We start from the raw sequence: 17,166 nt of genomic DNA on the forward strand, positions 1-17,166 counted from the left end.
CGTGGTGAGCCTCTGCCAGATATTGGCTCGTCGTGGCTCGCGTTAGATTGTCGCGGCGCATGGCCGCCATGGAGCAGAACCTGACCAGCAGGCAGAACGCGGATCTGGTTGATGTACTGCAAATCCCGGAGCCATTCGTCAGCCCGGCCCGCCGGATCGCGCGCCGCGTCATCTATGCGCTGGTGGTGCTCGGCGCGGCGGTACTCGTCGTGTACATCGATCGCGACGGCTACCGTGATGTCCAAGACAACGAGATGTCGCTCCTGGACTGCATCTACTACGCGACGGTGTCGTTGTCGACCACCGGCTACGGCGACATCACGCCGTTCACCCCGAGCGCGCGGCTGATCAACGTCCTGGTGATCACCCCGATGCGGATCGCGTTCCTGATCGTGCTGATCGGTACGACCGTCGAGACGCTGACCACGCAGTCTCGTCAAGCCTTGAAGATTCAGCGATGGAGGAGCAGCGTGCGCAATCACACCATCGTCGTCGGTTATGGAACCAAGGGCCGCACCGCGGTCCAGGCCATGGTCGGCGACGAGGTCGCACCCGGAGACATCGTCGTCGTCGACGAGAACCCGGCGGCACTGGACCGGGCGCGGGCTGCCGGACTGGTCACCGTGGTCGGTGACGCCACCAAATCGGAGGTGCTGCGCCTGGCCGGGGCACAGCACGCCAGATCCATCGTGGTCGCGACGGACAAGGACGCCACCGCCGTGCTGGTCACGCTGACCGCCCGCGAAGTGGCGCCGAAAGCCAAGATCATCGCCTCTGCCCGCGAGGCCGAGAACCAGCATCTGCTGCGGCAGTCCGGCGCCGACTCGACCGTCGTGTCCTCGGAGACCGCCGGCCGGCTGCTTGGCATCGCGACTCAGACCCCGAGCGTGGTCGAGATGGTCGAAGACCTGCTCACCCCTGACGCAGGCTTTGCGATCTCCGAGCGTGAGGTCGAGGCCAAGGAACTCGGCGGCTCGCCGCGGCACCTGTCCGACATCGTGCTCGGCGTGGTGCGTGGCGGGAAGTTGCTCAGGGTCGATGCCCCGGAGGTCGACGCCCTCGCCGCCGGGGACCGCCTGCTCTACATCCGCAACGCCGAAGTCGAACGGTAGGCGCGGCGATGAGCGATTTCACCCTGCGTAATGTCCCGCTGCTGTCTCGGGTCGGTGCGGACCGGGCCGACACGCTGCGCACCGACGTCGACGCCGCCATTGCCGGCTGGAACGACGCGCTGCTGCTGCGCGTCGACCGGCGCAACCAGGTGCTGATCTCCGGCGGCCAGGTGGTGCTGGGTCGTGCGGCGGAACTCGGGGACAAGCCCGACGAGCATGCGGTGTTCCTGGGCCGGATGCCCGACGGCCGGCACGTGTGGGGTGTGCGCGGCGCACTCGAAGAACCGGCGGAGCCGTCCGGTCAGCCGGTCGAGGTGCTCGACCTGCGCCGGGCCGGGACCATCTTCGACGACATCAGCGCGCAGCTCGTCTCGACCGCGACGGCGCTGCTGAACTGGCACGACAGCGCCCGTTTCAGCGCCATCGACGGCGCACCCACCAAGGCGATCAAGGGCGGCTGGGCGCGCGTCAACAGCGTCGGCGGTCACGAGGAATTCCCGCGCATCGACCCGGCGATCATCTGCCTGGTGCACGACGGCCACGACCGCGCGGTGCTGGCCCGGCAGACGAACTGGCCGGAGCGGCTGTTCTCGCTGCTGGCCGGGTTCGTGGAAGCCGGTGAGTCGTTCGAGTCCTGCGTGGTCCGCGAGATCGCCGAGGAGATCGGCCTGGCCGTCACCGACGTCAAGTACCTGGGCAGTCAGCCCTGGCCGTTCCCGCGCTCGCTGATGGTCGGCTTCCATGCCATCGGTGATCCGGAGCAGCCGTTCGCGTTCAATGACGGCGAGATCGCCGAGGCCGACTGGTTCACCCGGGCCGAGGTGCGCGAGGCGCTCGAGCACGGCGACTGGAACAGCGCGTCAGACACCCGGCTGCTGCTGCCCGGCTCGATCTCGATCGCCCGGGAGATCATCGAATCCTGGGCAGCCCTGTGATCTGTGCACGAAAATCCGCTGCTGGCGCGGAAAATCGTGCACAAATCGCTAGTTCAGCTTGGCTTTGACGTCCTTGATGCTGGGGTTCGTCAGCGCGCTGCCGTCCGGGAACTTCACCGTCGGCACCGTCTGGTTGCCGCCGTTGACCGACATCACGAACTTGGCTGCGTCCATGTCCTGCTCGATGTCGATCTCGGTGTACGGGATGCCTTCGGCCTTCAGCGCGGTCTTGAGCCGCTTGCAGTAGCCGCACCAGGTCGTGCTGTACATGATCAGTGCACTCATAACGCGACTCAACGTATCCGATCGCCGCGCCATGCCGCTCAGCGGTGCCGACTGTGTCACAGGGGTCGGCTCACCGACGTGCCACACCGACGTGCCACACCGACGTGTCACACCGGGCTGCCATGATGTAGGCCATGCCAGCCGAGGCCCCGCCGTCCACGCTCCTCGAGGACCTCGACGACGAACAGCGCGAGGCTGTCCTCGCCCCCCGCGGCCCCGTATGTGTGCTGGCCGGTGCCGGCACCGGCAAGACGCGGACCATCACCCGCCGCATCGCGTATCTGGTGGCCTCCGGCCATGTCGCGCCGAGTCAGGTGCTGGCCGTGACGTTCACCCAGCGTGCTGCGGGTGAGATGCGCAGCCGCTTGCGCAGCCTGGAGCAGGAGATCGACGGCGCCGCCGGCTCCGGGGCCGTGCAGGCCATGACATTCCACGCCGCGGCGCTGCGGCAACTGCGGTACTTCTGGCCGCGGGTGGTCGGCGATACCGGCTGGGAACTGCTCGACAGCAAGTTCGCGGTCGTGGCGCAGGCGGCGAACCGGGCGGGTATCCAGGCCAGCACCGACGACGTGCGCGACCTGGCCGGCGAGATCGAATGGGCCAAGTCGTCCCTGATCAGTCCCGAGCAGTACCCGCAGCAGGTCGCCGCGATCGAGCGGGACATCCCGCTCGACGCCGCCAAGGTTGCCGCGGTGTACGCCGGGTACGAGGGACTCAAGGCCCGCCGCGACGGCTCGGCGCTGCTGGACTTCGACGATCTGCTGCTGCACACCGCAGCCGCCATCGAGAACGACGCTGCCGTCGCCGGCGAGTTCCGTGACCGCTACCGCTGCTTCGTCGTCGACGAGTACCAGGACGTCACCCCGCTGCAGCAGCGGGTGCTCAACGCCTGGGTGGGGGAGCGGGACGACCTGACCGTGGTCGGCGACGCCAACCAGACCATCTACTCCTTCACCGGTGCCACCCCGCAGTACCTCCTCGACTTTTCGCGAAGGTTCCCCGATGCGGCGCTGATCCGGCTCGAGCGCGACTACCGCAGCACGCCCCAGGTGGTGTCGTTGGCCAATCAGGTGATCTCGGCGGCTTCCGGCCGGATGGCGGCCAGCCGGTTGCAACTCATCGGTCAGCGCGATCCCGGTCCCAAACCGGTGTTCCGGGAGCATCCCGATGAGGTCGCCGAGGCCAACGCGGTCGCCGCCGCCATCAAGAAGCTCATCCAATCCGGCACTGCCCCTTCGGAAATCGCTGTCCTGTACCGCATCAACGCGCAGTCCGAGGTGTATGAGGAGGCGCTCACCGCGGCCGGTGTGGCGTTCCAGGTGCGCGGTGGTGAAGGCTTCTTCAGCCGCCAGGAGATCCGGCAGGCGCTGCTGGCGCTGCAGCGCGCCGCGGGACACCAGGGGGATGTCGCCGGCGTCGAGCTGCCGCAGCTGGTCCGGGATCTGCTGGAACCGCTGGGCCTGACGGCCGAGCCGCCGGCGGGTACCAAGGCCCGGGAACGCTGGGATGCGTTGTTGGCCTTGGTCGAATTGGTCGAACAGGAAGTCGCGGTACGCGCCAACCTGGACCTGCAGGGGCTGCTCGTCGAGCTGCGCCAGCGCGCCGATTCCCGGCACCCACCGGTGGTGCAGGGCGTGACGCTGGCGTCGCTGCACGCGGCCAAGGGGCTCGAGTGGGATGCGGTGTTCCTGGTCGGTCTGGTCGACGGCACGTTGCCCATCTCGCACGCGCTGTCGCACGGTGCGGACAGCGAACCCGTCGAGGAGGAGCGCCGTCTCTTCTACGTCGGAATCACCAGGGCCAGAGTGCATTTGACCATCTCATGGGCACTGGCCCGAGCTGCCGGCGGCCGGCAGAGCCGCAAGCCCTCGCGCTTCCTCAACGGGCTGACGCCGCAGAGTCGGCGCGAACCCCAACAGCCGCAACGCAAACGGGGGCCGGCGCCGCGCTGTCGCGTCTGCAATTCGGCGCTGACGACGTCGACTGCGATTCTGCTGCGGCGCTGCGAGTCGTGCCCGTCGAACCTCGACGAAGAGCTGCTCGGCCGGCTCAAGGAGTGGCGTCTGCGTACCTCGCAGGAGATGAAGGTGCCGGCCTATGTGGTGTTCACCGACAACACCTTGATTGCTATCGCCGAAGCCCTGCCGGCCGACAACGCGGCGCTGGTGGCCATTCCCGGGATCGGGGCGCGCAAGCTCGAGCAATACGGCCCGGACGTCCTGGCTTTGGTGAACGGGTCCCGTTAGTCCACCTAATTTGCGCCAAATATGACGCAAATTGTGCCAAAACCGCTGGTCAAAAAATCGCTTGTCATATTTCGGTGGTAACGTCTAGCCTCGAAGCCGCAACGAAATCCCGCGAATTCATGATGTGTGAATCCGCAGTCGACCGCTGAGGAGGTGGCCCAGATGATCAGTTTTGATGCGTCCCGAGGCGCTGTCCTCGCTGTCGCCTGCTCCCGTGCGCCGTTGACCGCTGCTGCCTATGAGGCGGTATCGCGCGTCGGCGCCGGCTGGCATCAGATCGTTGACGTCCCCGCCGTTCCCGCTGCCGCTGCAGCCGCCGCTATGTCGGCGGCACGTCTCGCGACGGCTGGGCATGTCGCCGACATCCCGCAGCACAAGCGCAACGCCAAGACCTTCGCGTCCGTGAAGCGGGGCACTACTTAGGTAGAGCCCACTCAAGCCATCTGGCCACGGACCCGAGAACACCGGATCCGTGGCCAATGTTTTTGGGGCACAACCTCAAACCACCTGGTCACTGGTCCATCAGACACCACGTAAGAAGACCAGGAAGTAGGTGATGAGGACATGACTAGCCAGACTTGCCGACAAAGGCTGGCGGTGCCATGTCATGTCGGCGACCCCGATATGTGGTTCGCGGACAGCCCCACTCAGTTGGAACAGGCCAAGGCGCTGTGCGCCGACTGCCCGATCCGGCGCCAGTGCCTCAGCGAGGCACTGGAACGTGAAGAGCCGTGGGGTGTTTGGGGTGGGGAGATCCTCGAGCGGGGTGCCGTCATCGCACGCAAGCGTCCGCGCGGTCGTCCGCGCAAGGACGTCGTCGCGGCCTAGCTGCACCGGCCATCGCCGAGAGTGGGTGATATGACCGAGAAACCGGCGAAACACCGGTCATATCGCCCACTTTCAGCGCGAGCTATGGGGTGAAGCCCGGAACCAGTTCCGTGGCAATGGCTTTCACCGGGACGTGGGCGTCCAGCTGACAGCAGATCGCGACGGTTGACGCGATGACGCGCAGTGGGATGACCAGGTTCGGCGGCAGATCGAGCTGCCGGGCCATCTTGATCTGGGCCACACCGTTGTCGAGCTGGCCCGCGGCCATTCTCATGATCCACCGGCGCGTGTAGTGGAAGACGTCGGTCTGGATCGGCTCGACGTACTGGCGCAGCATGTCGTCGACCTCGTCGATCGGAACCTGCTCGCCCTTCTGGATGAATCCAGCGTCCTCCATGACCGGAAACAGCTTGTCGTAGTTCTTGTCCCGCGCCAGGCTGATCATTTCGCCGATCGCGGTCGGCAGCCCACCCGGCAGCGGCGCCACCGCGCCGAAGTCGATGACGCCCATCCGGCCGTCGGTCAGCAGCATGAAGTTCCCGGGGTGGGTGTCGCCGTGCATGATCTGCAGGCGGGCCGGCGCGTCGAACGTCAGTTCGGACAGCCGGGTGCCCATCAGGTCCCGCTGCTCGACGGTGCCTTCCCGGATGATGACCGACATCGGGATGCCGTCCATCCACTCCGCGATGACGACCTTCGGGGCGCTGGCGACGATTCCCGGCACCTTGAAGTGCGGGTGGCCCTGATAGGCCTTGGCGAACGCCCGCTGGTTGTCGGCCTCCAGCCGGTAGTCGAGCTCCATCTCGGTGCGGTCGATCAACTCGTCGACGACGCCCTGGACATCGGCACCGGGTGCCAGCTGTTTGAAGACGCTGACCAGACGCTGGATGGTCTTCAGGTCCGCGCGCAGCGCCTCGTCGGCGCCCGGGTACTGGATCTTGACCGCGACCTCGCGGCCGTCGGACCAGACGGCCTTGTGGACCTGCCCGATGCTGGCCGACGCCACGGGGGTGTCGTCGAAGGATTGGAACCGGTCGCGCCACTTGGTGCCCAGCTGGCCGTCGAGCATCCGGTGCACCTTGGCTGCCGGCAGCGGCGGGGCGTCCTTCTGCAGTTTGGTGAGGGCCTCGCGGTATGGCTTGCCGTACTGCTCGGGAATGGCGGCTTCCATCACCGACAGGGCCTGGCCGACCTTCATGGCACCGCCCTTGAGCTCACCGAGCACGGTGAAGAGCTGGTGTGCGGCCTTGTCCATCAGTTCGGCGGTGACCTCGTCCTTGGGCTTGCCCGCCAGGCGCTTGCCGAAGCCGAGTGCGGCCCGTCCCGCCATGCCGCCGGCCAGGCCGGCGAGTTTCGCGTTGCGTGCCACACTGCCCCGTTTGATATCAGCCACGTTCAACATCATCCACGACGTTGCTGAGTGCACGGCGGCGACATGGCAACGCGTGTTGTCACGGTTTCTGGTCGCACCAGTCACACAGCGGATGACGGGACCATCGGCGCACCACGGTGGTCCGCGAGCCGATGTCGAATTCGAGGGTGGCATCCAGCGTGGGCGGCGGTTTTGCGCGGCACCCGCCGCCGCGAATCGCGTCGATCACCTGGTCCACCTGATTGAGCGCCACCGCCGCGGTGGCGAGCACGGTGGCCCGGTCCGCGCTGCCGACGGTGCCCTCGAGTTGGGCGGCCAGCACCGGCCACGACGCGTCGCGGTCACTGCGGTGGAGGTCAGCGCAATTGAGGCAGCTCGTCGCTCCGGGCAGCACGAGCGGGCCGATCAACCCGGTGCCGTCCCGGATCCGCACCGGCAGATGCGGCACCCCGGTGCGGTGCAGGTCGCGCACCAGGCGTCGGTCGGCCACCAGGAAATCCGACAGCACCACCAGATCAGCGCCTGCGCGAGCCACATGCCCGAAGCGACTGGTCCGCACCCGGGCGCCGGAACAGGTCAAGGCGCCGGCCAGCAGGTCCGACAGGGGACCGCTGCCGTGCACGCGCACCGATACCGGTCGGCGGTCAGAGTCCGGATCCGGCCGCAACAGGCCTGCCGTGCTCAGCGCGCCGAGGAGCCCGGCCCAGCCGTCGACGTCGGTCAGCCCGGCCGCTATCGCGAGCGACCGGCTGCTCTCGACGTCGACGCCGCTCTGCATGCCGCGCAGTAGATCGGCCAGAGCTCCGCCCGACAGCCCGGCAGGTGGTCGAATGCCGATGGCGCGCCGCGGGTCCCACCCCAGCTGCACCGTGCCGTCGGGCCGCTGCAACACCGGCATGGCCGGGTTCAAGGTCTGACGGGCCGCGATCATGGCCCAACTGTGCCAATGGCACGCCGATTCGGCGAATTAGTTATCCACAGGCTCGCTGAGCCCGCTGCTACGGGTCGGCTACTCCTCGTCCGTGTCCCGCTTCAGGTCCTTCTCGAGGTCGGCCAGCGCCTGGTCGAGCCCCGTGGTGTCGCCGCCGAGCGCGCGGTCGATGAAGGCCGCGGGCTCATCGAGATCGGCTGCGCCGGGCAGCAGGTCGGGGTGCTGCCAGACGGCGTCGCGCTGGTCGGCGCCGACGGCCTCGGTCAGCTTCTCCCACAGCGTGGCGGCCTCGCGCATCTTGCGCGGCCGCAGCTCCAGGCCGACGAGGGTTGCGAACGTCTGCTCGGCCGGTCCGCCGGTGGCGCGACGACGACGCAGCGTCTCGCTCAGCGCCGATGTGCCCGGCAGGCGGTCGCCGAGCGCCGCAGTGACGACGGTCTGCACCCAGCCCTCGATGAGCGCCAGCAGCGTCTCGAGGCGTTCGAGGGCCGCGGCCTGTTCGGGTGTGGACTTCGGCTCGAACATGCCCTGGCTGAGCAGCTTCTCCATGGCGCCTGGGTCACCCATCAGCGACGCCGGGTCCAGGCCGGACGCCATCTCTTCGAACCCGCTCATGTCGATCTTCATGCCCTTGGCGAAGGCTTCGACGGCGCTGAGCAGCTGCGTGGCCAGCCACGGCACATGACTGAACAACCGGTGATGTGCTGCTTCACGGGCCGCGAGGAAGGTCAGCACCTCGCTGCGCGGCTGCTCGAGACCTTCGCCGAATGCCTCGACGGCTTCGGGCATCAGCGCGGCAACGCCGGACGGACCCAACGGCAGGCCGATGTCGGTGGAGGTCAGCACCTCTTTGGACAGCGTGCCCAGGGCCTGACCCAGCTGCGAGCCGAATGCCATGCCGCCCATCTGCGACATCATCGCCATCAGCGGGCCGGCCATGGCCTTGGCCTCTTCGGGGAGCGCCGACACCCAGACGCTCGACAACTGTTCGGCGACCGGGTCACACAGCCGCTTCCAGGTGTTCAGGGTGTTGTCGAGCCAGTCGCTCGGGGTCCAGGCCATCGCGCGGGTGGTGCCGGCCGGCAGGGGAGTGACACCGTCGAGCCAGGTCTCCGCCAGATGTACCGCATCCGAGATGGCTGTCGCGGTCTGCTCGGGCACCGGCTTGACGAACCCGATCGAGTTGGATGCCAGCTTGCGGGCCAGGTCGTAGTTGACCGGACCCGCCTGCGGGTTGTTCATCGACGCGCCCGCGCCGCTGAACATCGCGCCGAGCTGCGTGAAGATCTGGCCCAGGTCGGGCATGCCGGCGCCACCGGGACCGCCGAACGCACCGCCGAACCCGAACGGGTCCGACGAACCACCGGACGAACCCCCGGAAGCGCTTCCGGAGGAGCCTGGTCCAGGCTCTTTGTTCGATTTGTCGCGGTCGGGGTCTTCGCCGCTGGAGAAGCCGAAAGGCAGGTCAGCCATACCGTCAACCGTACTGCCAGCACGGCCCGCCGGTGGCTTCGCGGGTCATGCTGTCAGCGAACCGAGCCGCGAGCTTTACTGTTGGCGGCGTGAACAGGCGGATTTCTACGCTCGTGGTCGCTCTGGTGCCGATCATCGTGTTCGTCGTGCTGGTGTCGGTCGTGACCGTGCCGTTCGTGTCGCTGGGTCCCGGCCCGACGTTCGACACGCTCGGTGAGGTCGACGGCAAGAAGGTCGTCGACATCAAGGGCGACGTCAAGGTGCACCCGACGTCGGGGCATCTGAACATGACGACGGTGTCGCAGAGCGACGGGCTGACGCTGGGGCAGGCGTTGGCGCTGTGGATGTCGGGCCGCGAGCAGTTGGTGCCGCGCGATCTGGTGTATCCGCCGGACAAGTCCAAGGACCAGGTGGACAAGGCCAACAACGCCGACTTCAAGAACTCCGAGGAAGACGCCGAGTACGCGGCGCTGAGCTACCTGAAGTACCCGAAGGCAGTCACGGTCCAGGCCGTCGCCGATCCGGGGCCGTCGGCCGGCCAGCTGCGCCCGGGCGATGCCATCGACATGGTCAACGGCGTTCCGGTGGCCAATGTCGAAGAGTTCACGTCACTGCTGAAGAAAACCAAGCCGGGCGACCACGTCGTGCTCGACTACCGGCGCAAGAACGCCGGCATCGGCGTCGCGACCATCACCCTGGGGTCCAACAAGGACCGCGACTATGGCTACCTCGGCACCACGGTGCTCAACGCGCCGTGGGCGCCGTTCGCCATCGACTTCAACCTGGCCAACATCGGTGGCCCGTCAGCCGGCCTGATGTTCAGCCTGGCCGTCGTGGACAAGCTGACCGACGGAAATCTCAACGGCGGCAAGTTCGTTGCAGGCACTGGCACCATCGGCGACGACGGCAAGGTGGGCCCGATCGGCGGCATCACGCACAAGATGCTGGCCGCACGGGAGGCCGGCGCGACGGTGTTCATGGTGCCCGCCGAGAACTGCGCCGAAGCGGTCTCGGCCCATCTCGACGGGCTGGGGTTGATCAAGGTCGAGAACCTGAACGGAGCGGTCGACGCGCTGCATGCCGTGTCCGCTGGTGGCGAACCTCCCCGCTGTTGAGCGTGCGGCCACCCCAGAATGCGTAGAGTCGTGGCACAGCTGGCCTTACTGATTTTCAAACGGACTTTCAACAGACTGGAGCTGACGAGTGGGGATGCGGCCTGCGGCGAGGATGCCGAAGCTGACGCGACGAAGCCGGATTCTGGTCGGGATCGCGTTGCTGATCGTCGGTTTGTTGATGGTGGGCCCGCGGCTGGTCGACGCCTACGTGGACTGGCTGTGGTTCGGCGAGATCGGTTTCCGTTCGGTGTTCAGCACCGTGCTGGTGACGCGCCTGGTGGTCTTCCTGGTGGCCGGCGTGTTCATCGGGGCCGTGACGTTCGGTGGAATGGCACTGGCGTACCGGTCGCGGCCGGTGTTCGTGCCCGCGTCCGGGCCCAACGATCCGGTCGCCCGTTACCGCGCGACGGTCCTGTCGAGGCTGCGGTTGTTCGCCATCGGTGTTCCCGCCTTCATCGGATTGCTGGCCGGATTCGTCGCACAGACCTACTGGGTGCGGGTGCAGCTGTTCCTGCACGGCGGCACGTTCGGCATCAACGACCCCGAATTCGGCAAGGATTTGGGCTTCTACGCGTTCGATCTGCCGTTCTACCGACTGGTGCTCGGGTATCTGTTCGTCGGGGTCTTCCTGATGCTGGTCGGGAACCTATTGGGCCACTACGTGTTCGGCGGTATCCGGCTGTCGGGCCGCCAGGGCGCGCTCAGCCGCGCGGCGCGGATGCAGTTGGTGGCGCTGGTGGGAATCCTGGTGCTGCTCAAGGCCGTTGCGTACTGGTTCGACCGGTACGAGCTGCTCAGCCACACCCGTGCCGGCAAGCCGTTCACCGGTGCCGGCTACACGGACATCAACGCGGTGCTACCGGCGAAGCTGATCCTGCTGGCGATCGCGGTGATCTGCGCCGTGGCGGTGTTCTCGGCGCTCGTGTTGCGGGACTTGCGGATTCCGGCGATCGGTCTGGTGCTGCTGCTCCTGAGCTCGGTGATCATCGGCGCCGGCTGGCCCATGCTGGTCGAGCAGTTCAGCGTCAAGCCCAATGCGGCGGCGAAGGAACGCGACTACATCAGTCGCAGTATCACGGCGACCCGAGATGCGTACGGGTTGACCGGTGATTCGGTGACGTATCGCGACTACAGCGGCAACGCGCCGGCCACCGCCGAGCAGGTCGCCGCTGACCGGGCCACGACGTCGAACATCCGGCTGCTCGACCCGACCATCGTCGGACCGGCCTTCACCCAGTTCCAGCAGGGCAAGAACTTCTACAGCTTCCCGGACCAGCTGTCCATCGACCGTTACAACGGACCCGACGGCAAGCTGCGCGATTTCGTCGTGGCGGCACGGGAATTGAACCCGGACCGGCTGATCGACAACCAGCGCGACTGGATCAACAAACACTCCGTCTACACCCACGGCAACGGGTTCATCGCGTCGCCGGCCAACACGGTGCGCGGAATTGCCAACGACCCCAACCAGAACGGCGGTTACCCCGAGTTCCTGGCCAGCGTGGTCGGTGCCAACGGTGCCGCGGTGTCGCCCGGCCCGGCGCCGCTGGATCAGCCCCGGGTGTACTTCGGTCCGGTGATCGCCAGTGCCGCGTCGGATTACGCGATCGTCGGCAAGAACGGCGCCGACCGGGAGTACGACTACGAGACCAACACCGAGACCAAGAACTACACCTACGGCGGTACCGGCGGTGTCGATATCGGCAACTGGCTGACGCGGTCGGTCTTCGCCGCCAAGTTCGCCGAGCGAAACTTCTTGTTCTCCAACGTCATCGGACCGAACAGCAAGATTCTGTTCAACCGAGACCCGGCCCACCGGGTCGAGGCGGTGGCGCCGTGGCTGACCACCGATTCGACGGTGTACCCGGCAATCGTCAACAAGCGCATGGTGTGGATCGTCGACGGCTACACCACTCTGGACAACTACCCGTACTCGGAGCTGACGTCGCTGTCGAGTGCGACCGCCGACTCCAATGAGGTTGCGGTCAACCGGATGTTGCCCGACAAGCAGGTGTCCTACATCCGCAACTCGGTGAAGGCCACCGTCGACGCCTACGACGGCACCGTCACGCTGTACGAGCAGGACGAGCACGACCCGGTGCTGCAGGCGTGGATGAAGGTCTTCCCGGACACGGTGAAGCCGAAGTCGGCGATCTCCCACGAGCTGGCTGAACATCTGCGCTACCCCGAGGACCTGTTCAAGGTCCAGCGCATGCTGCTGGCCAAGTACCACGTCAACGATCCGGTGACGTTCTTCTCGACGTCGGACTTCTGGGACGTGCCGCTGGACCCCAACCCGACGGCCAGCAGTTTCCAGCCGCCGTACTACATCGTGGCGAAAGACCTTGCCACCGGCGGTGATTCATCGTCGTTCCAGCTGACCACGGCGATGAACCGGTTCCGGCGGGATTTCCTGGCCGCGTACATCAGCGCCAGCTCCGACCCGGCCACGTACGGCAAGATCACCGTGCTGACCATTCCCGGCCAGGTGAACGGCCCCAAGCTGGCGTTCAACGCGATCAGCACCGATACCGCGGTGAGCCAGGATCTGGGTGTCATCGGTCGGGACAACCAGAACCGGATCCGCTGGGGCAACCTGCTGACGCTGCCCGTGGGGCAGGGTGGGTTGCTTTATGTCGCACCGGTTTACGCCTCGCCGGGGGCCAGTGATGCGGCGTCGTCGTACCCACGGTTGATCCGGGTGGCGATGCTGTACAACGACAAGATCGGTTACGGCCCGACGGTGCGGGACGCCCTCAACGGCATCTTCGGGCCCGGGGCGGGGGCGACCGCCACCGGTCCGGCCCCGACTGACGTGCCGGCCGGTACGCCGCCTGCTGTGGCCGTGCCTGGTGCCGTCCAGCCGCCCGCTGCAGGGCCGCAGCCGCCGGTGCCGGCAGCGGTGCTGCCACCGGGCGTCCCGGTGACGCTGTCGCCCGCGAAAGCCGCTGCCCTGCAAGATGTCAATGCGGCGCTCGATGGCATGCGTGCGGCCCAGCAGAGTGGCAATTTCGGCCAGTTCGGCGCGGCTCTGCAGAAGCTGGACGACGCCATGGCCAAGTACCGCGAGGCGAAGTAGTCGAATCACCGCGCGAAAGACACAAAACTGCCCAATTCCTCCGGGGGTTGGGCAGTTTTGGATCTACCGGCCATCCGGCATGCGGTCCAGAAACCCTGTCTGACCATACGATTTGGTTCATTCGGCAGCGTTGGGTAACGTTGTATTCACCAACGCGGGGTGGAGCAGCTCGGTAGCTCGCTGGGCTCATAACCCAGAGGTCGCAGGTTCGAATCCTGTCCCCGCTACTAGTGAGAACGGCCCCCGGAGAACTCTCCGGGGGCCGTTCTTCATGCTTGGTGGGAACGCGTTCGGGAACATTCAATCTGTTGCGCGGCAACAGCATCCCGGCGGCAGGTGTGGCGGTGATCGTCATCGACCTGGACCGCTTCGCGGACACCGACGATTGGTTCGGCCATGCCGTCGTCGATGAGTTGCTCGTGCGCTGCGCCCGCGGTCGACGCCGGCTGCTGAGCGCGCCAGGCGCGACCCTGATGGCAACTGTGGAGTCGCTTTGTGCGCGATGAGTCAGATTTAGCAATCAGGTTCGGTGGTCGGAGCGGTTGCAACCCCTCATGGCCGGTCGGGGCCATTGACAGAGGAATCTACCGTAAATTGCTTGATAACATGCGCTTCGGCTGTTGCCAGATTTCGGTCGTGGTGTCGGCGAGTGCGTGGTTTGCCTGCTAGTCAGCAAACTACTGAGTCGTTCGGTCCGGCCTCCGGTGGAGGTGACGTGGTTGCCGACTGCGACGGTGAATCGGGAAGGGCCTTGCCATGTACTGGTTGCGGCGGTGGTGGCACCAACCCGATCACTTCAACTGGATCATGGCGTACATCAAAACCAGCGGATTGGCCGGCTTGGTGCGCACCATGGTCGCCATCGTGACGTGCGTCAGTGGCCTGCTGCCGCTCGTGTTGATGACCTTGGACGGGGGCCTACCGGCGACCGATCTCGCTTGGTGGCGATTGCTGCGTCGGGGTGCTTGTTTCTGCTCGGGCTGCTCTGGGCCTTCCGAATGCCCACCATGCGGTGCTCCAGGATTTTTGCCGCCGGCACTACGGCGTGTATTGCGGCCGTCGCTTTGTCATGTAGCGGTCCGTTCATTTCCATGTTCCTGTGCGCCGCGTTTACGCTTCCTGCGACATACATCGCCTTCGCTCACACGGCGCCATATGCGGTGTACAACTTCCAGATCGCGATGATCGTCGCGGTCATCGAAGCCGTCCGCATCGGCCAATCCGGCCGCCTCGTCCTCGGGATGTGCGCCGTGTGGTTGGTGGTTGTGCTCACCACCACGGCGCCCGCGAGTATTCAGATCATCGTGCACAGTTTGGGCATAGACCTGCTCCAAGCGGACTCCGACCCGTTGACGCTTGCGCTGAATCGGCGGGCATTCAGCATGAAGGCGCAGGAACTGGTCTACAAGCATCGCGATACGGACAGTCACCTGGTCCTGATGGTGATCGATCTGGACGGATTCAAGCTCCTCAATGACGAGCGTGGTCACGCGGTTGGAGATCGTGCCCTCTTGGCGGTGGCCGACATTCTCCGTGCACAGACGCGAGACACTGCGGTGATCGGACGTGTCGGTGGTGACGAATTCCTCATCGCCGGTGTCACCAACCGACCCCGCCAGATCACCATTGCCGAACGCCTACGAGCTGCTATCGCTCGCATGTCTTTCCCGGTCACCGCCAGCATCGGCATCGCCACTGTCGAATTGAGCCCTATCGACGACTCCGGTGTCGAGTCGACCATCGATGATCTGGTGATCGCTGCCGATCGACACATGTACGTGGCAAAGCGGGCCGGCGGCAACAGAATTCAGCACGCTGACGCCACCTTCGCGACGATCGAGACCGCGCGGCAGGAGTAGTGCCGTCGGTCCCTGCCTGAAGTGCAGGGGCGCTTGTCAGCGCCGCAGCAGCTGCGTCATGGTGGCAAGTTGCTCACCGGGAACCGGTCGCGCAAACCGGAAGCCCTGTGCGTATCGACAGCCGAATTGGCGCAGCATGCTCTCTTGCTGAGTCGTCTCAACCCCTTCGGCTATGACGGTCATGCCCAAGGACCGGCCGAGGCCGATGACGGCTTTGACTACTTCGTCGTCAGTTCTGCTGGTACCGAGCCCAGATATGAATCGGGCGTCGAGCTTGATGGCGTCGAAGGGGAGTTGGGACAGATGCGCCAGGCTGGCCCAGCCGGTGCCGAAATCATCCAGCGCCAGTTGAACACCCACGTCTTTGACGGCCGTGATGTTGTGATGTGCCGGTGAGCCGCTCGTGATGAGTGTCGATTCGGTGATTTCGAGACATATCCGGTCGGGCTGCACGTGATGGTCGGCGAAGATCGCAGTGAGGCGGCCGACGAATGTCGGCGATTCCAGTTGCCGGGCCGACACATTGACCGCGATCCGGTCGATGGGTTGATTCGCGGCGAGCCAGCGCTCGTGTTGTGCACACGCCGCGTCGAGAATGGCCTCGCCCAACGGGACGATCAGCCCACTGTCTTCGGCGATCGGGATGACCTGTTCGGGCGTGAGCATGTCGCCGGCGTTGTTGCGGACCCGCACCAGCGCTTCGACCCCCGACATGAATCCGGTATCAAGGTCGATGATCGGCTGGTACACAAGGTGGACGCCGTCGTGGCGTAGTGCCCATCGAATTGCCTGTTCGATTTCCAGGCGCTGCCGAGTCCGTGTGTGCAGATCTTGGTCGTCGATTTCGATGCGGTTGCGCCCGCGCTCTTTCGCCTGGTGCATCGCCAAGTCCGCGGCATTCAGCACGGCCTCGGGTTGATCGCCGGCGCGCGGGACGGCCAGCCCGATCGAACATCCCACCGATACGGATTGCCCGTCGATCGTGATCGGAGCGGCGACCGCTGCCGCGATCCGATCGGCAATCTTTGTTGCCCCGGTACGTCCGTCTGCGCAGTCGGCCAGCACGGCGAACTCGTCGCTCTCGAGTCGGGCGACGTTATCGGTGGTTCGCAGAACTGCGCGGATGCGCTCGGCGGTGGTGATCAGTACGCGGTCGCCAACCACATGTCCAAAGGTGTCGTTGATCTGCTTGAACAGGTCCAGATCGATGACCAGTACGGCCGATTCGGCGTCGTGGGTGTCGCCGGCGATGGTGCGTTCGAGGCGGTCCAGGAAGAAGGCCCGGTTCGGTAGGCCCGTGAGCGCGTCATGCAAGGTCTGGTGCTCCAGCCGCGCGTGGGTGTCGACCTGATCGGTGACATCGCGCGCGTTGGTTACCAATCCACCGACGTCGCTGTGGGACAGGTAGCTGGTGACGGTCTGCTCGATGTGGCGCCAGCCCAGTTGCGTGTGCCACATCCGGCAGGTGAACGACGCGACCTCGAGCTCACCTGCCCCGAGCCGACGCCACCACCGACGAGCCTTCCGCACGTCGTCGGGGTGCACACGGTCGGCGAGATGTGCTCCGGTCAGTTCCTCCGGGCGCAATCCGAACATCGTTGTGCAGGCCGGACTGATGTAGGTGACCAAGCCATCTGCGGTGGTTATTGCCATGACGTCGAAGCTGCGCTCGACCAGCGCTGCGAATCGGGTGTTGGCGGCCTCGAGGGAGTGCCGGTAGAGCTCGGGCAATTCACTCACAGCGGCATCGGCGGCGGATGCGCCAGCGTCCCCGCCGCTACTCACCGATTTGCGCGCGCTGATTGCCGACTCCCGATCGTCCTGTAGCTATCCTGGCTAACGGCCGGCGATGGAGCTACCAGCGCGTTGTTCCACTGCCGGACCCCGCCGAACTGACTTTGCGGTAACCGGCGGTACTAGCGGCGTGTAGC

The 17,166-nt window shown here is 66.0% G+C and carries 14 protein-coding genes and 1 tRNA gene; 10 read left to right on the forward strand and 5 right to left on the reverse strand.

The features are described from left to right. Nucleotides 1-32: 32 nt before the first annotated feature. Nucleotides 33-1,112: a potassium channel family protein gene (locus ACNO8X_RS11800; RefSeq protein ID WP_418005421.1), complete on the forward strand. Its 1,080-nt coding sequence runs from the start codon at nt 33-35 to the stop codon at nt 1,110-1,112. Nucleotides 1,113-1,120: 8 nt separating this feature from the next. Further along, nucleotides 1,121-2,047 (forward strand): NAD(+) diphosphatase, encoded by a 927-nt coding sequence (nudC, locus tag ACNO8X_RS11805; protein WP_418005422.1) that lies wholly within the window; start codon nt 1,121-1,123, stop codon nt 2,045-2,047. Between the two features lie 48 nt (nt 2,048-2,095). On the opposite strand, the gene ACNO8X_RS11810 is transcribed toward nudC, so the two are convergent. After that, nucleotides 2,096-2,332 (reverse strand): mycoredoxin, encoded by a 237-nt coding sequence (locus ACNO8X_RS11810; protein WP_043392495.1) that lies wholly within the window; start codon nt 2,330-2,332, stop codon nt 2,096-2,098. 134 nt (nt 2,333-2,466) lie between these two features. Here ACNO8X_RS11810 and ACNO8X_RS11815 point away from each other — a divergent pair, with 134 nt between their 5' ends. The 3 genes from ACNO8X_RS11815 (at nt 2,467) to ACNO8X_RS11825 (ending at nt 5,406) form a co-directional block, all read left to right on the forward strand. Continuing rightward, a complete protein-coding gene (locus ACNO8X_RS11815) occupies nt 2,467-4,578 on the forward strand; it encodes an ATP-dependent DNA helicase UvrD2 (protein ID WP_418005423.1) in 2,112 nt (703 codons plus the stop codon). Nucleotides 4,579-4,740: 162 nt separating this feature from the next. Then, nucleotides 4,741-5,001 carry a hypothetical protein gene (locus ACNO8X_RS11820; protein ID WP_418005424.1) on the forward strand — a complete coding sequence of 87 codons (261 nt, stop codon included), beginning with the start codon at nt 4,741-4,743 and terminating at the stop codon, nt 4,999-5,001. A gap of 141 nt (nt 5,002-5,142) precedes the next feature. Further along, complete coding sequence (locus ACNO8X_RS11825) at nt 5,143-5,406, forward strand: WhiB family transcriptional regulator (RefSeq protein WP_043392947.1); 264 nt, start codon at nt 5,143-5,145, stop codon at nt 5,404-5,406. 82 nt (nt 5,407-5,488) lie between these two features. Here the strand turns inward: ACNO8X_RS11825 and ACNO8X_RS11830 are convergent, their stop codons facing one another. From ACNO8X_RS11830 to ACNO8X_RS11840, 3 genes are all read right to left on the reverse strand, one after another. After that, nucleotides 5,489-6,811: an ABC1 kinase family protein gene (locus ACNO8X_RS11830; RefSeq protein ID WP_418005425.1), complete on the reverse strand. Its 1,323-nt coding sequence runs from the start codon at nt 6,809-6,811 to the stop codon at nt 5,489-5,491. A gap of 46 nt (nt 6,812-6,857) precedes the next feature. Continuing rightward, nucleotides 6,858-7,709 (reverse strand): TOMM precursor leader peptide-binding protein, encoded by an 852-nt coding sequence (locus ACNO8X_RS11835; RefSeq protein WP_418005426.1) that lies wholly within the window; start codon nt 7,707-7,709, stop codon nt 6,858-6,860. 78 nt (nt 7,710-7,787) lie between these two features. Continuing rightward, the gene (locus tag ACNO8X_RS11840; protein WP_418005427.1) at nt 7,788-9,182 is read right to left on the reverse strand and encodes a zinc-dependent metalloprotease; all 1,395 of its coding nucleotides are present in this window, start codon (nt 9,180-9,182) and stop codon (nt 7,788-7,790) included. Nucleotides 9,183-9,271: 89 nt separating this feature from the next. On the opposite strand from ACNO8X_RS11840, the gene ACNO8X_RS11845 reads away from it, so the two are divergent. The 5 genes from ACNO8X_RS11845 (at nt 9,272) to ACNO8X_RS11865 (ending at nt 15,235) form a co-directional block, all read left to right on the forward strand. Continuing rightward, the gene (locus ACNO8X_RS11845) at nt 9,272-10,297 is read left to right on the forward strand and encodes a PDZ domain-containing protein (RefSeq protein ID WP_418005428.1); all 1,026 of its coding nucleotides are present in this window, start codon (nt 9,272-9,274) and stop codon (nt 10,295-10,297) included. Between the two features lie 88 nt (nt 10,298-10,385). Continuing rightward, on the forward strand, nt 10,386-13,376 hold the full coding sequence (locus ACNO8X_RS11850; RefSeq protein ID WP_418005429.1) for a UPF0182 family protein: 2,991 nt from the start codon (nt 10,386-10,388) through the stop codon (nt 13,374-13,376). A 153-nt stretch (nt 13,377-13,529) separates the two neighbouring features. Beyond that, nucleotides 13,530-13,603 (forward strand) — tRNA-Met (locus tag ACNO8X_RS11855). A gap of 117 nt (nt 13,604-13,720) precedes the next feature. Then, nucleotides 13,721-13,882, forward strand: coding sequence for a hypothetical protein (locus tag ACNO8X_RS11860; RefSeq protein WP_418005430.1), 162 nt, complete (start codon nt 13,721-13,723; stop codon nt 13,880-13,882). Between the two features lie 213 nt (nt 13,883-14,095). After that, nucleotides 14,096-15,235 carry a diguanylate cyclase gene (locus tag ACNO8X_RS11865; protein WP_418005431.1) on the forward strand — a complete coding sequence of 380 codons (1,140 nt, stop codon included), beginning with the start codon at nt 14,096-14,098 and terminating at the stop codon, nt 15,233-15,235. A 36-nt stretch (nt 15,236-15,271) separates the two neighbouring features. Here ACNO8X_RS11865 and ACNO8X_RS11870 read toward each other — a convergent pair whose 3' ends face one another. Continuing rightward, entirely contained in the window at nt 15,272-16,975 is a 1,704-nt protein-coding gene (locus ACNO8X_RS11870) for a putative bifunctional diguanylate cyclase/phosphodiesterase (RefSeq protein WP_418005432.1), read from the reverse strand. Between the last annotated feature and the right edge of the window lie 191 nt (nt 16,976-17,166).

Source organism: Mycobacterium sp. PDNC021, from assembly GCF_048282635.1.
Classification (GTDB): Bacteria; Actinomycetota; Actinomycetes; order Mycobacteriales; family Mycobacteriaceae; genus Mycobacterium; species Mycobacterium llatzerense.

What these genes read in the sequence shown, in the direction of transcription:
- ACNO8X_RS11820 (WP_418005424.1), top strand. Translation starts at nt 4,741, where the DNA reads ATGATCAGTTTTGATGCGTCCCGAGGCGCTGTCCTCGCTGTCGCCTGC.
- ACNO8X_RS11815 (WP_418005423.1), top strand. Translation starts at nt 2,467, where the DNA reads ATGCCAGCCGAGGCCCCGCCGTCCACGCTCCTCGAGGACCTCGACGAC.
- ACNO8X_RS11830 (WP_418005425.1), bottom strand. Translation starts at nt 6,811, where the DNA reads ATGATGTTGAACGTGGCTGATATCAAACGGGGCAGTGTGGCACGCAAC.
- ACNO8X_RS11835 (WP_418005426.1), bottom strand. Translation starts at nt 7,709, where the DNA reads ATGATCGCGGCCCGTCAGACCTTGAACCCGGCCATGCCGGTGTTGCAG.
- ACNO8X_RS11825 (WP_043392947.1), top strand. Translation starts at nt 5,143, where the DNA reads ATGACTAGCCAGACTTGCCGACAAAGGCTGGCGGTGCCATGTCATGTC.
- nudC (WP_418005422.1), top strand. Translation starts at nt 1,121, where the DNA reads ATGAGCGATTTCACCCTGCGTAATGTCCCGCTGCTGTCTCGGGTCGGT.
- ACNO8X_RS11840 (WP_418005427.1), bottom strand. Translation starts at nt 9,182, where the DNA reads ATGGCTGACCTGCCTTTCGGCTTCTCCAGCGGCGAAGACCCCGACCGC.
- ACNO8X_RS11810 (WP_043392495.1), bottom strand. Translation starts at nt 2,332, where the DNA reads ATGAGTGCACTGATCATGTACAGCACGACCTGGTGCGGCTACTGCAAG.